Origin of the sequence: Shewanella sp. GutCb, assembly GCF_002836135.1 — a bacterium.
Lineage (GTDB): Bacteria > Pseudomonadota > Gammaproteobacteria > Enterobacterales > Shewanellaceae > Shewanella.
Genome location: NZ_PJBL01000036.1, coordinates 1 through 14,956, shown reverse-complemented (window position 1 = coordinate 14,956; position 14,956 = coordinate 1). Strand labels below are relative to the sequence as shown.

9 protein-coding genes are annotated in these 14,956 nt (G+C 42.5%); 3 read left to right on the top strand and 6 right to left on the bottom strand.

What is annotated here, in order from left to right:
- Positions 1-8: 8 nt before the first annotated feature.
- Positions 9-611 (bottom strand): class I SAM-dependent methyltransferase, encoded by a 603-nt coding sequence (locus CXF86_RS19335; RefSeq protein WP_102039809.1) that lies wholly within the window; start codon positions 609-611, stop codon positions 9-11.
- Between the two features lie 297 nt (positions 612-908).
- The gene (locus tag CXF86_RS19330; RefSeq protein WP_102039808.1) at positions 909-1,883 is read right to left on the bottom strand and encodes a transposase; all 975 of its coding nucleotides are present in this window, start codon (positions 1,881-1,883) and stop codon (positions 909-911) included.
- A 439-nt stretch (positions 1,884-2,322) separates the two neighbouring features.
- On the opposite strand from CXF86_RS19330, the gene CXF86_RS19325 reads away from it, so the two are divergent.
- The gene (locus CXF86_RS19325; protein WP_257985421.1) at positions 2,323-4,659 is read left to right on the top strand and encodes a TonB-dependent receptor plug domain-containing protein; all 2,337 of its coding nucleotides are present in this window, start codon (positions 2,323-2,325) and stop codon (positions 4,657-4,659) included.
- A gap of 661 nt (positions 4,660-5,320) precedes the next feature.
- Here the strand turns inward: CXF86_RS19325 and CXF86_RS19320 are convergent.
- Positions 5,321-6,673, bottom strand: a complete 1,353-nt coding sequence (locus CXF86_RS19320; RefSeq protein ID WP_102039806.1) for a S41 family peptidase — start codon at positions 6,671-6,673, stop codon at positions 5,321-5,323.
- Between the two features lie 242 nt (positions 6,674-6,915).
- Between CXF86_RS19320 and CXF86_RS19315 the strand changes: the two genes are divergently transcribed.
- The gene (locus CXF86_RS19315; RefSeq protein ID WP_219622744.1) at positions 6,916-7,068 is read left to right on the top strand and encodes a hypothetical protein; all 153 of its coding nucleotides are present in this window, start codon (positions 6,916-6,918) and stop codon (positions 7,066-7,068) included.
- A gap of 244 nt (positions 7,069-7,312) precedes the next feature.
- Here the strand turns inward: CXF86_RS19315 and CXF86_RS19310 are convergent, their stop codons facing one another.
- Together CXF86_RS19310 and CXF86_RS19305 are read right to left on the bottom strand one after the other, a co-directional pair.
- Complete coding sequence (locus tag CXF86_RS19310) at positions 7,313-10,474, bottom strand: efflux RND transporter permease subunit (protein WP_102039805.1); 3,162 nt, start codon at positions 10,472-10,474, stop codon at positions 7,313-7,315.
- A 12-nt stretch (positions 10,475-10,486) separates the two neighbouring features.
- Positions 10,487-11,719: an efflux RND transporter periplasmic adaptor subunit gene (locus CXF86_RS19305; RefSeq protein WP_102039804.1), complete on the bottom strand. Its 1,233-nt coding sequence runs from the start codon at positions 11,717-11,719 to the stop codon at positions 10,487-10,489.
- 364 nt (positions 11,720-12,083) lie between these two features.
- Here CXF86_RS19305 and CXF86_RS19300 point away from each other — a divergent pair, with 364 nt between their 5' ends.
- Positions 12,084-12,707 carry a TetR/AcrR family transcriptional regulator gene (locus tag CXF86_RS19300; RefSeq protein ID WP_102039803.1) on the top strand — a complete coding sequence of 208 codons (624 nt, stop codon included), beginning with the start codon at positions 12,084-12,086 and terminating at the stop codon, positions 12,705-12,707.
- Positions 12,708-12,779: 72 nt separating this feature from the next.
- Here the strand turns inward: CXF86_RS19300 and CXF86_RS19295 are convergent, their stop codons facing one another.
- Positions 12,780-14,456, bottom strand: a complete 1,677-nt coding sequence (locus CXF86_RS19295; protein WP_102039802.1) for an AMP-binding protein — start codon at positions 14,454-14,456, stop codon at positions 12,780-12,782.
- Positions 14,457-14,956 lie beyond the last annotated feature (500 nt).

The following is a 14,956-nucleotide window of genomic DNA, read 5'->3' as shown; positions in this document are numbered from 1 at the left end:
AAAACGTGTTAGCTTTCGCCGGTACTGACCTTTACTGCATTGAGCGTATAGGCCCAACGCCATCCCAGCTTTTGCAATGGCACAAACCCGTGCTTCTGTAGGCTAATGGAAACCGCATCTGCATATTCAAAATCAGGATCAGGATGATGCTCCGTAATTGAAAGCACACCATTAGCCTTTAACACTCTAGACGCTTCCGACAAAAACGACGCCCGATCTTCGATTTCACCAAACACCGTAACCAAAAAGATCGCATCGAAACTTTCATTCTCAAAGGGAAGTATCTTTGCGTCGGCCTGCTTGATGGTGAAATTAGAGGTACCCGCTGCCTTGAGCTTGCTTGCACTTTTTTCAAGCATTTCGGGCTGTATATCGAGTAGAGTAAGAGCACCATCTGGTACACGCTTGGCAACTTGCACACTGTAATAGCCCGAACCCGGACCAATTTCCAGAACACGAGCATCTGGTCTAACGGGTAAACGCCCAGCCACGGTTCTGGCTGACATTATCAGGCCGCGCCCCGGCAAATCAAGAAACCACGTCATTTGATATGGATAGACACCTCGACCGAATGCCCTGGACCAGATGCCAATTTGTTCTGAAATTTTCATTAGGCTCTCGTGAAAGCTAACGCCTGCATAAAACGTTTACTACGACACAGACTCAGCTGAATTTTACTAACAGACTAATAAGCCATCCATTTTAATAGTTAGCTAAAACAACAGGACAATGGAACTGTTCATATCAACAGTTCCATTGTCCTTATACCGGATTCGGTTGCAATGTAAGGCAATTTTATTACATTGGTTAAACTAAGCTGACTTAAAGTCATTAAATAGCCATTTTTAAGCGTAATGCGTCCCCATGCAACACGGAAGTCATGAGTATATAACGTTGAAGCTGACTGCTTAGTCAGGCCAATACTGGCAAGTACCTGAATTAGCCACTCGTTGTTTATCCATATGCCCACTGTATCGCGTTAGCTCTTCTAGTGTGCCAACTGGGCCTTTAAATAAATATTTAAACTCATTAGTGACTTTAAGCCAATTTGCTAATGGGATATTAAGCCGATTCAATATGTTACTCGTGCCTGCTTTAATCGCCCCTCGCTTGTTATCTCTAATCACTCGGCCTGTATCATCAACCAGTTCAAGGTAGTCTTGTAGCTCAAACATCAGCCCTTTTGGCATAGGCTGACGCTCATTACCAAGAAAAGGTAACAGTTCAATAGGCTGTTCACCTTTGATTACCGCTTTAATTCGACGTTGAATGCTCGTAAAATCTGATTGTTCAGGTGTCGTCGCCATATTAGCTCGGATAGGATTTAAGTCGACATAAGCCATACAGGCAAGTACCGCCGCTTCATCTAGCAAGGCTTGCGACTTAAAACGTCCCTCCCAGAAACGCCCTGTACACTTGTCTTCTTTATTCGCTTGCCTTGCGATGGGTTCGTTCAATGACCTCATAAACCAGCTGATATCCATGAGTCTTCTGCGATATTCAACAATGGTGTCGTTCAACGTTTCCAGCTCATAGGCTTCGATTGAACCACCGTGAGCAAATTTCTGTGTTAACAGCGTGCCTTTAAACAATTGATGCCATTGATTAACCACATCAATACTTGACCACGATTGTGCAGTTTCTAAATCAATTCTAAGCACGATATGCAAGTGATTCGACATGACAGCGTAAGCGGCAATATCAATAGCAAAGACTGAAGTCAGCATTAGAAGTCTATCTTCAACCCACTCACGCCGATGCTCAAAAGACTGACCAGAGTAATCGTCAATGCCACATAAAAACGCCCTCCTCACCGTGCGACTGACACAATGATAAAAGGGTGTATCTTCCAAGCTAACTTGTGTTGAACGGGGTCTAGGCATCCTTGCCTCCTCAAACATCCAGAATTGAATAAATTAAGTATAGGCAAGGCTCAAAAACTTAGCCCACTATGATGGGTGGCCTATTAGTTGGCCCACTATGATGGGTGGCCTATTAGTTCGCACCAATTAGTTACCGAACCCTTTATCTGTTAGAGCAATGGAAGAGTATTTAACGCCGAGCCGGAGCTGTTTGTGGATGAAATAAAACCAATATGGCACGACCTACATCACACCGATTCAATAAACTTGACCCATCCCTCAGAGCGCTGATGATCTCTATAACTCTTGGCTCTGAAACAGCAGGTTTCATTCTAAGGGTATCAAGTGTAACGGTGTTAGCCTGCGCGCAACATCATATAGATTAATGTAACAAATGGATTTCATGAAAAATAAAATTGCAACCTTTACCATAGGCGCTAGCTTAGTCGCACCACACGCCATGGCGGCCGAAGAGATCAGCAAAGTTGAGCGTATTCAGGTGATCGGCTCACGCATCTCATTGCGTACAGCGACTGACAGCGCAGTGCCTGTAGATATCATCACGGCGGAGCAACTTGAATCAACAGGCATGTCAGAAACGGCAAAGGCACTGCAATTTGCCGCACCGAGTTATAACTTTCCATTTTCATCTATCACGGACGGTTCAGATGCGGTACGTCCGGCGAGTCTGAGAGGCATGTCGCCGGATCAGACCTTGGTATTGGTCAATGGTAAACGCCGTCACGGCTCCGCCCTAGTTCACCTAGGTGGTACCACAGGCAAGGGCTCATCGAATGTGGATCTTAACGCGATCCCGATGACAGCGATCAAACGTATCGAAATATTACGAGATGGCGCCGCAGCACTCTATGGCTCAGATGCCATAGCCGGCGTGATTAACGTCGTATTGAAAGACAGTGCCCAGGGAGGTAGCATAATGGCCCAAACCGGCCAGACCTATGAAGGTGATGGCGAGCAGATACGTGTTGGAATTAACCAAGGTATTAGTTTTAGCGAAGATGCATTTGTAAACTTGTCATTCGAGGCGCACCAGAAAAATAGCACCAATCGTGCTGGGTTAGACCCTCGTCAACAATATCCCTTGCTCGAAGATGGCAGTCTGGATCCCCGCGAAGATACCTTAAATCGTCTAAATCATCATGTCGGTGACAGCGATTATAATAACTACGGCCTGTTTATTAATGGTGCACAAATATTCACCGATGACAGCAAATTTTATGCCTTCGGCGGCGTAAGTTCACGCAATTCGACCTCTGGGGCCTTCTATCGCCGCGCCAAAGACTCTCGCAATATCATTGAAACTTACCCTGACGGCTTCTTGCCTCAGATTAGCCCAGAGATTCTCGATTATTCGTTAGTGACAGGATATGAATTTGACTTGGACCAATGGAGCCTAGATATCTCTGGCGGCTATGGTGGCAACTCCTTTCAGTACCAGGTTGAAAATACCTTGAATGCCTCTCTTGGGACGACCAGCCCGACCTCTTTCGATGCCGGCACCCTGTCAAATTATGAGACAAACCTTAACCTAGATGCCACGACCTATTACGATTTTTTCAATGAATCCGACATACTGGTGGCAATGGGGATCTCTTGGCGTGACAGTCGATATGAAATTGAGGCGGGTCAGGAAGAGTCATATATTAAGGGAGATTATCAAAATAAAGCCGGTGGTAGCCAAGGCTTCGGTGGTTTCAGTAAGGGATCTGAAGTCGATATAAATCGCCAAAACACCGGTGTCTACCTGTCACTCGAAAACCAGTTAAGTGACGATTTTTACTGGGCGATGGCTGTGCGCTATGAGCACTACTCAGACTTTGGTGGCAACACCAGTTGGAAGATCTCTGGTCGTTATGATATCACCGACCAGCTGGCAATCCGAGCCAGCACAGACACAGGTTTCCGCGCACCTAGCGTCCAGCAGCTTTACTTCACCAACGTATCGACCTTCTTCGATCCAGACCCGATCACCGGCGAGTTTGTGCCAAGAGAATCAGGTACATTTAACAGCCTATCTCCAATCACTACAGGCTTGGGCGTCGAGGCGCTAATGCCTGAAATTTCACACTCATACAGCCTAGGATTGGTCTACACCAGTAGCTATGGGCTGACCGCTAGTCTGGACATGTATCAAATCGACTTAGACGATCGCATCATTCTATCGGGTTCGGTCGATAGCGAGAGCTCTGAGGAAATCGCCGCCATTCTCGCCGATACCAATGCCGACTCGGCGCGTTTCTTCCTCAATGCCATCGATAGTCGCACTCGCGGAGTCGATCTGGTCATCTCCCAACAATTGGATTTAGGCAGCTTGGGTGATTTGGAAACCAACCTATCATTCTCCTACAACGAGACAGAGGTCCAGGATTTACATCTGCCGAGCATCTTAAGTGGTCAAGAAGAAGAGTTGTTCGATCACCAAGAAGAAGTGAACATGACCGAAGGCACGCCACATAATAAGGGCAATATTGGTTTTACTCACAGATACGATGACTTCACCACTAATCTAAGATTCAGCTATTTTGGCTCTTACACCATTGGCTACTCGCGCACTGATGTTACCTATGGCGATAAATGGACCACAGACATTAGTATGCGATATCAGGCAACAGCCGATCTTGCTTTGAGCGGCGGAGTACAGAACTTATTCGATGTGTATCCCGACAAGCGTCCGGAAGATAATAACTTCAATGGTATATTCGTGTATCCACTCACCAACTCTCCTTTCGGTTTCAACGGTGGTTACTATTACGTAGAGGCTAAGTACACCTATTAATCGATAGGCTCTAATTTTCTTCATCTGCCATCAAAGGTGTAAGGAATTGAGTTTAAATGGCTTTATGTAACAAAATTGCAAGGCTGAGTTATGTCTGTATATGCCAGTGTTTTGTCATAATCGCCAATCAAGATAGTTTGCATTATTAATGCACAGAGTCGATCAGTAAGGGAGTTACTGATCGACCATTTTCTGTATCACCTCAGGGATAGTGATATCTAGCAAGATGAGGTCTGGGCACGATGAATTTAAGATCACGGACTAATAAGACACCCATTTTAATAATCAGGTAAAACCACAGGATCTTTGAACTGTTCATATCAAAAATCCCGTTGTACTGATACCAGATTCGGCTGCAATTTAAGGGACTTTATTACGTAGGTGAAGCTAAGCTGGCTTAAAGCATTAAATTGCCAATTTAGGCGCTATGCTTTCCCATGAAACACGGAAATTATGAGTGTATGACGTTGAAGCTGGCTGCTTAGTCAGGCCAATACTGGCAAGTACCTGCATTAGCTACTCGTTGTTTATCCATATGCTCACTGTATCGGGTTAACTCTTTAAATTTGTCACTTAAACCCGGGGAAATTCTCGTACCGATATTTACTATATAAAGGTATTACCTCCAGCAAATTCGGGCCTGTTCAACAATCCTTATTCGTTAGATTTTTGTTTTCAACTTTTGAATAGCACTCGTAAGCACTATATCTTTTTCTGACTTTAGGTGTTCAGGCATACGGTTCATGACAATTTTTGGGCTAATACCATAACCTACAAACTCTCTCCCGTCAGGGTATGTATCTCGTTTAGCACAAATTCTTAAAGAGCCTCCTCCCGGTAAATCAAAGAAAATTGGCTGTCCGGTGCTACCATAGGTTTTTTCACCAATAGTAGAAAAGTGTTTTAATTTATCTGCATAGATCAAGAAATCCTCTGCAGCAGAGGCTGTATGTCTCCCAATCAATATATAGGTAGGTACTATGTGATTATTGTCTTTTGCCTTAAGTAGCTCCATAGGCCCAGATTCCCACGCATTATCTTGGGTGTAATCTTTATATTTTTCGCTATAATTCCCCCAAGCTTTATACGCAGCAATATGTTTTCTGGTTTTCCAAATTGATCCTTCTAAATCTTTATTAGTAAAGTGAGACAATATTTCAGCAGCAATACTTGTGTTACCGCCACCATTAAACCTTAGGTCAATAATTAGCCCTTTAGATTGTTTGATTTCTTTGTAAGCACCATTGAAATCTTGTAGAATTTTTTCATCATGAAAGCCGTTTAAAGATATGTAAGCGACTTTATTATCTAACCACTTAAACTCAAACAACTCTCCATTAGAGCTAGGCTGCTTCAATGATATTTTATCTGCTTTTTTGTGTCGTGAATTTCGTGTAAGTGTTAAATCTTTTAACTCTCCAGAGGGGGTCTTTATGCTAACATTAACTTTGGTGTTAGGTGTGCCATTCAACATATTTCTTACAGCATTGTTCCACAAAATATGCTCTGTTGAGCTAGCAATATAAGGCATGATATGAGTTTTTAAATGAGTTTCTAAATTCACTCCTTCAACTGAAATAATGGTAGAGCCTAAAGGGATTTTATTTTGAAGTTCCCTTCCTACTTTAGTCACTACTGCCTGATGATTAGCCTCTGTAATATTTAATGCTGGCCAGTCAACAGACTTAGAAGAAAGCCCTTTAGGTAAGTAGATGTTAGTATGTCCATCTTTCAATAAAGCGTTGAATTTCATTAATTCACGATAATATTCGTAAGTTGTTTCAGTCGCTAAAACTTTGGGAATAAATTCTCTATAAGCCTTATCAAAGTTCAATTCAGGTACTTGGTCAAAAAATGCAAAGTTATAACTTGCTTCTTTCCAGAATAACGATAAACCATACAATTTATCTTCTTTTGACAAATTATCTGGTGTATTTAAATTTTCTCTGGCTGAAATAGAAATTGATACAATTCCTAAGATTAACAAAGATGCTAATAATATTTTTTTTATCATTTAAACTATCCTTAGTAATTTGAAACACTGATGTGACCACAAAAATTTAACGCCTAATAATGGGCAAATAATTGTTGGTCAAAACAAGCGACGAAGGAGCAAAAACCAACGGTTTTTGTCCTTTTGAATGACTTGTTGAACGAAACCGCTCTGCGGCAGAAAAGATAAAAGCTATTTTTATCTCTCACCCTAAATACTTACTAGTACTGACTAAGCTAGCTCTTTACTACTAGAGTATGCTCATGGACACATTCGATCAGCAACGCTTCGATTCCCTTTATGAACAGCATCTTACCAACTTAATTCTGCAAGGCAAGCGGCCCGCTACCATTGATACTTATAGCAGTGCGGTACGGCTTATTTTGACCGTTGCTCCGACAACCTACAATCGATGATTTAAAGTGTTACTTCTCTCAACGGATTAAATTACTCTCCTGGAGCACCGTTAAGACTTTTTGCGTACCGCCAACCTATTTATGGAAAATCAGTTCGATTTTAAGCTCTAACGTTTGCGGTTAGTATTATGATCAGTATGGCGAAACAGAGTTTAACCGCGCAAAAATAGATATAAAAAGGCCCAAACATTGATGCCAATGTTTGGGCCTTTATTATCAAGGTCGCAAGATATGAATGCAGCCGTTATTCTTGTGAGCTTTCTGGTGCTGATGCTTGCGGTTTATTTTTGCCACGTTGCGCGAATGCATAATAAAACAGCGGTGTTAGCAGCAGACCGAAAATGGTCACTCCAATCATGCCCGAAAATACTGCTACACCCATAGCTTGACGCATTTCTGCCCCTGGTCCAGTTGAAAACACCATGGGTACCACTCCCATGATAAAGGCAATTGAAGTCATTAAAATGGGCCTTAAACGTAACCGACCAGCTTCAAGTATCGCATCAAAGGGACTCATGCCTTTGTCTTGTAACTCTTTGGCGAATTCAACAATAAGAATGGCGTTTTTGGTTGCCAGACCCACGAGAACAATCAAACCTATCTGGGTGAAAATGTTGTTATCTCCCCCGTAAAGCAGTACACCGCTTAAGGCTGATAATAGCGTCATTGGAATAATAAGAATGATCGCTAAAGGTAAGCTTAAGCTTTCGTACTGGGCCGCTAATACCATAAAGACCAACAAGATAATGAGTGGGAAAATATACATGCCCGCATTACCTGCCAGAATTTGTTGGTAGGTGATTTCGGTCCATTCATAAGTCATGCCGTTTGGTAAGGTTTCAGCAAGAATCTTCTCAATCGCTGCTTGTGCCTCACCGCTACTGTAACCCGGCGCAGCGCCGCCGTTCAGTTCTGCAGTGGTAAAACCGTTATAGTGCATGACGCGATCGGGCCCTGCCGTGTTGGTGACATTGATGAATGACCCAATCGGCACCATATCACCCTTCATGTTACGAACTTTAAGCTGAGAAATTTGTTCAGGGGTTTGTCTAAACTGCTCATCCGCCTGTACATTGACTTGGTAAGTTCGGCCAAATTGATTGAAATCATTGGCATAAACAGACCCCATATACCCTTGTAGGGTTTGAAATAACTCATCCAATGAAACTGATTGTTGCTTTGCTTTAGTACGGTCTATATCGACATCAAGTTGCGGCACATTGACTTGATAGCTGGAGAATACTCCCGTTAATTCGGGCGTTGCCCACGCTTTTTGCATCACCTGCATGGTGACACTGTACAGTTCTTCATAGCCGTAGTTGGCACGGTCTTGTATCTGCAATCTAAAGCCACCAATGGTGCCTAGACCTTGTACTGGTGGTGGTGGGAAAATGGCGATATAGGCATCTTTAATGGACGCAAATTTCTGGTTCAATGCAGCAGCAATCGCATTTGCAGACAAAGAGGGATCTTTACGGTCATCAAAATCATCTAATGGCGTGAACAACACACCGCTATTGGTGCTGTTAGTAAAGCCATTAATGCTCAAGCCTGGGAATGCGACCGCATGGGCAATACCCGGTTGCTCGAGTATGATGCTCGACATCTCTTTGAGCACTTCTTCTGTTCGCTCTATCGACGCGGCATCGGGCAGTTGAGCAAAGGCCACTAAATACTGTTTATCTTGGCCAGGCACATAACCGGTTGGTGTCGACGCAAACTGCATGCCGGTCAAACCGACGAGACCGATATAGATTATCCCTACAACGGCGCCAAAACGGATCACCTTCTTCACTACCCAGCTGTAACCAGTGGACAGGCGATCGAAGAAGCGGTTAAACGGCTTGAACAGCCAAGCTCCCAGCAGTTTGTCCATGCTACGGGTAAGCAGATCCTTTTTATCATTGTGACCTTTTAGCAATAACGCGGATAACGCAGGGCTTAGCGTTAAAGAGTTAATCGCAGAAATAAAGGTGGAAATGGTAATGGTTAAGGCAAACTGCTTATAAAACTGGCCGGTTAAACCAGACATAAATGCGGTCGGAATAAATACTGCGGCTAATACCAAAGTAGTGGCAATAATAGGACCGGTCACTTCTTTCATTGCTTTTTGGGTTGCAGCGACGGGTGTTAAGCCTTCTGAGATGTTTCGCTCAACATTTTCAACCACCACAATAGCATCGTCGACGACGATCCCGATGGCTAATACTAAACCAAAAAGTGATAACGCATTGAGTGAAAACCCGAGTAAATGCATGAATGCAAATGTACCGATCAATGATACTGGCACCGCGACTAATGGAATAATAGAGGCGCGCCACGTTTGTAAAAACAGCACTACTACCAGTACCACGAGTAATAAGGCTTCAAGTAGCGTTTTAATGACTGCTTCAATGGAACCACGCACAAATACAGTGGGATCATAGACGATGTCGTAAGCTAACCCTTCAGGGAAAGATTGTGATAACTGCTCCATTCTGGTACGTACATCATCAGAAATTTGAATGGCGTTTGAGCCAGAAGCCTGAAAAACGGGCATAGCTACAGCATCTTTGTTATCAAGCATTGAGCGTAATGCATAAGTTGATGCACCCAGTTCAACGCGAGCCACATCTTTTAGGCGACTAATTTGTCCCTGTTGACCAACCTTAACGATAATATCTTCAAATTCTTCGACGTTGGATAGACGCCCTTTCACGTTGATAAGTAATTGAAAATCACTTTCACCGCTGGGTTGAGCGCCTAAACTGCCGGCCGCAGCTTGTTGGTTTTGCTCTCGAATCGCCGCAACAATATTACTGGGTGACAAACCTAAGGCCGCCACTTTATTGGGGTCTAACCACACTCGCATACTGTAGTCACCGGCACCAAATATCCGTACATTACCTACGCCTTCGATACGCGCTAATTCGTCTTTGACGTTAAGAACCGCATAGTTTGATAGGTATAGCATGTCGTAACGATTATCTGGCGAGGTTAAATGCACCACCATGGTCAAATCGGGCGATGATTTTTCGGTTACGACACCTAAACGCTGCACTTCTTGAGGTAAGCGGGGTTTAGCTCGCTCTACTCGGCTTTGTACTTGGCTTTGAGCTAAGTCGACATCAGCACCAATAGCGAACGTAATGGTTAACGTCATCCGGCCGTCAGATGTGGCTTGCGAAGACATGTACAACATGTTTTCAACACCGTTTATCTCTTGCTCAAGGGGTGAAGCAACCGTTTCTGCAATCACTTTAGGGTTCGCCCCTGGGTAACTTGCGGTAACAACCACGGTAGGTGGCACCACTTCAGGGTATTCGGTGATGGGTAATTGCCATACGGCCAGCGCACCGGATATCAAAAATAGTAGTGATAGCACGGAGGCAAAAATAGGTCTTTTAATAAAGAATTGCGACAACATAGTGTGTTTCCCTTAACCCTGGTTGGCTTGCACTACAACATTCGCTGTTAGTGGAAGGCTATTGAGGAGTCGTTGTGCTTGGTGGATATGGTCCAATTGAGTACTGTCTGCCATTTCAGTGACGTTTGGTTCAATGGTGACGTTGGGGCGCACTTTCTGCAGACTATTGACGACAATGGTGTCGGTTGGGGTTAAACCTGAGCTGATAATGCGTAACCCATGAAGTTTTTCACCTAGGCGTACATTGCGATATTCAAGGATGTTTTGGTCATTAACCACCAAGACGAATTTTTTGTTTAAGTCAGTAAAAATGGCTTTATCGTCAATTAAAATCCCTTGGTATGTTGCGCTACCTGCAACTCTAATTCGGGCAAATAAACCGGGTAATAGGCGATTATCTTGATTGGCAAATGCAGCTCTAACTCTAATGGTGCCAGTTTGTTGATCCACCGTGTTGTCGACAAAATCGATTTTGCCTTGATGGCCAAAGCCAGTGTCGTTAGCTAATGCCATAAACACAACATTGGTGCCTGACCGTGGATCGTTACGCTTATTTGCAGTCGATAATGCGGCATATTTTAAATAAGTTTGTTCATCAACATCAAAGTAGGCATACATTTTTGTGGTTGAGACTAAATTGGTGAGATGGGTTTGACCTGCAGTGACATAATTGCCCGCTGTTTCTCTGGCAAATGAAACTCGTCCACTAATTGGCGCGGTAACTTGAGTATATTCAACATTGAGTTGGGCGCGCGTTAAGGCTGCTTTTACTGATGCCACGGCCGCTGCGGTTTGATGCATGCTGGCACGACGAGTATCGATTAACTCTTCTGAAACTGCATTTTGATTGAATAATTTATTGGCTCGTTCGAAATCATTTTTAGCGAGTTGATGAACGGACGTTGCACTGGTCAATTCTGCTTGTAAGCGTTCAACCTCGGTAACAAACACACTCGAGTCGATGGTAAATAACACCTCACCCTTTTGGACCAATGTGCCTTCTTGAAAATTGACTGACTCAATATAGCCAGAAACACGTGGGATTAGTGTTACTTTTTCAGGAGCTTGCAAGCGACCCGTGAATTGGTCCCACTCGGTAATACTTTCGTAAAGCACCTTAGCAACATTCACCTTGGGTGCGGTTGGTGGAGTTTGTTGAGTGGTGGTTTGCTCGCTGCATGCAACCAATACAAACGCTGAAAAGCTGATGATTACGAGGCTTCGAATTGATTTAATCATGTTCATGTTACTGTCCTTTCCCAATACCGCTAAGGTTATCTTGATTTTTATGGTGTTAGTTACTGCTTACCTGAATATGTACCGCTTGGTAATATATGTTGTGTACCGAACGGTAATATATAGATTGTTGATATCTTGTCAATCATTTATGTACCGTTCGGTATATAACTTGATAATCTATGTAAGTCAGATTCGTACTCGATGAAATAGCGCTGGCTAAGCTATATTTGTATGTAAATTATGCAGTGCATTAACAGCAGTTGAGATGCTGCTCATTGTTTGGTATCTTGCCGACGGGTATTTGATGTGGAACATCAATAGGTATGTAAGAGCATGATTTATATCGAATCGCTAATGTAGGACTACTTTTATGACAGAAATCAAAGCGGCTGGTGTCGGTCGCCCTCGTGGGTTTGACATCGATATCGCACTCGAGCAAGCGCTAAATGTATTTTGGCGTAATGGTTATGAAGGCACTTCTTTAAGTGAACTCACTGAAGTCATGGGGATTAAAAAACCCAGTTTATATGCGGCATTCGGTAATAAAGAACAACTATTTTTAAAAGCGATTGAATTGTATGAGAATCGTCCTGATTCATTGTTTAATATCGCATTTCAACATGCACATATTGCCGATGTCATTCGAGCATTATTGATTGGTGCAGCAGCACAATTTACTGACACAAGTCATCCCCAAGGTTGCGCATTGATTAATAGTACTTTGTCATGCAATGAAGCAAGTGAATCAATAAAAATCGCTATCAATAATCGCAAAGAAAAAAATCAAGCCACGATAATTAATAGATTTGAATTGGCTAAAAGCTGCGGTGAACTCAACGACAGTTGCCAACCTGAAGCGTTGGCACGACTGATCATGACGTTATTTAAAGGGATGTCGTTACAGGCTGCAGAGGGAGCGACTAAAGATGAGTTGCACCAAATTGCTGAAATGGTCGTTGCCGGGATCATCAGTCAGCATGTGAATGAGGTTTAGTCGGATTTGCTCGACTGCGCCTCATATCTATGCCAAATATGCCGGTTATCCTTAGGACGTCAGCAATCGCTCCTAAGAATCTCGCAATTCTCGACGTAAGATCTTGCCAACATTTGATTTTGGCAATTCATCTCTAAATTCGATTATCCTTGGGTTTTTATAACCGGTAAGATATTTTCTACAATGTTTTTTTATCTCTTCAACGGTCACATTACCTTTGCGTACTATAAATAATTTAACTTTTTCTCCTGTGGCGTCATCAGGAATGCCAATGGCCGCAGCTTCGATGATGTGAGGGTGAAGTGTTGCAACTTCTTCAACTTCAGTTGGAAAAACATTAAATCCCGACACTAGAATCATATCTTTTTTACGGTCTTCAATATAAAAAATCCCATCGTCATCCATTCTTCCTATATCACCAGAGCTTAACCAACCTCCTGCATGCATTACAGTATTGGTTTCGGCTTCTTGTTGCCAATAGCCTTTCATCACTTGGGGGCCTCTAATTTGAATTTCACCAATTTGGTTGGGACCTAAAGGTTCATTATCATCATTAACGATACGGAGTTCAGTGCTGGGTAAAGGGACACCAATTGAAGAAATAAATGATTGTTGTTGATGAGTCCCAGCCGCGACCACTGGGGAACATTCAGTTAAGCCATAACCCTCTATGACGGGCATTCCAGTGAGCTCTTGCCAACGGTCAGCAATATGTTTCTGCGTCGGCATTCCACCTGCAATAGTAAAACGAGCATGACTAAAATCTAATTCCTGAAAACCAGCATGATTGTTTAGACCATTAAAAAGTGTATTTAATCCAAAAACCATAGTGAATGGATATTTACTTAAATCTGCTACGAAACCATCTATATCTCTTGGGTTGGTAATGAGTAAATTAGTTGCACCGAGAAAGAGCATAAACATCATACTCACTGAGTTGGCAAAAATATGATAAAGCGGAAGTGGGGTTACTGCATATTCCTTATCATATAAGGTTCTTGGGCTAAAATGAGCATGAACCTGTAGAACGTTAGAAATAATATTACTATGAGTAAGCATTGCCCCTTTCGCAGGACCCGTCGTTCCACCTGTATATTGGAGGTATGCTAAATCATCTACTTTTATTTGGGGATCAATAAAGGGAAGTTTTTTGCCTTCGGTTAACGCTCTACGCAATGAAATAGCGTCAGGAATATGATATTTAGGCACTATTTTTTTGACATGTTTGATAAGGAAGTTAACCAATGTACGCTTATGAATAGCTAACTCATCGCCAATTTTGGTTAAAATAACATGCTTAATGTTAGTCTCATGCAGTATTTGCTGCAGGTTATTACCAAAATTTGTGACAGCAACAATAGCACTGGCTCCAGAGTCTCGTAATTGATGTTTTAACTCTCGAGGGGTATAAAGTGGATTAACATTGACAATAATGAGTCCTGCTTTTAATGCACCTAAAATAGTGATGGGATATTGCAATAAATTAGGCATCATCAAGGCGATTCGTTCGCCTTTTTTCATTTTTAGTTCAGACTGTAGATAAGCAGCAAAAGCGTTACTTTTACTTTCAAGATCTTGATAGGATAAGCTATGTCCCATATTAATATAGGCTGATTTTTTAGCATGTGCACTAAAAGACTCTTTAAACAAATCATTGATATTGTTATACATACTTGAATCTATTGTTGTGGGTACATCCTCAGGATATCGTTTTAACCACGGTTTATCATTTGTCATTATAGCCATCATTATTGTTGTTTAAACATCACTATTGTAAATTAATTTACCTAATTAGTATAAAATAATAGGCTGAATTCAATGAATTAACTAGTGTTCTTGGGGGTTAGCTGTCGCTAATATCTCGGAGTGTGACTCGTCCCTGCTTTTATCGCTTTTCCGCTTCACTCTATCTTTCTTCAACAATGAAAAAAGCATTCAGCGACTGCATATCATGACAGTTTCTACTGTGGCACATGCTTGCTTCTATGGTTTGTTGTTAGGAAAGCTTCGTCAGTCAGAACATGTATATAACTTAAAAAACTCATATATCCAGCTTAGACTTTTTGTAACGCTCTTCGCATCTATCCGATTAACCACTCACAATAGTGGCCAATTCGCCTTTTTAAAGGGATGGGAGTAGTAGGATCTCGATGAGATCACGCAGTTATCCACTGACACCTACTTGGACATAAAAGAGCGAGTGCTTGGATTAGGAAATGTAGGACAATCGTATGTTCGATAGACATAAT